Source organism: Pseudomonas sp. 2995-3, from assembly GCF_002742565.1.
GTDB classification, from domain to species: domain Bacteria; phylum Pseudomonadota; class Gammaproteobacteria; order Pseudomonadales; family Pseudomonadaceae; genus Aquipseudomonas; species Aquipseudomonas edaphica.
In genome coordinates this window covers 1-230 of the sequence record NZ_LJSB01000079.1, presented here as the reverse complement: position 1 = coordinate 230, position 230 = coordinate 1, and the positions used below count along the sequence as shown (strand labels likewise).

General features: G+C 43.9%; 1 protein-coding gene. It reads right to left on the bottom strand.

Annotated features, from left to right (window positions below):
• Positions 1–230 (bottom strand): hypothetical protein (locus AOA62_RS03905; protein WP_143521738.1); only part of this gene is annotated, 230 nt, incomplete at both ends.

Genomic DNA, 230 nt, shown 5'->3' with positions numbered 1-230 from the left:
GCTCGGTACGTTCTAGATCACTCTTTGTAGCTACCTTGTTTTGATATGCTTCCACAGCATCACGTTGTTCCTGAGAAACAATTTCAGAAACTAATTTATGTTTTGGAGCCAATACAAGGTAAGTAGCACCGAAAAGCGTATCAGGTCGTGTTGTGAACACGGTGATCGAGTGTTCAGTCTCCGCGATGTCAAAAGTAACATATGCCCCTTCCGAACGACCAATCCAGTTG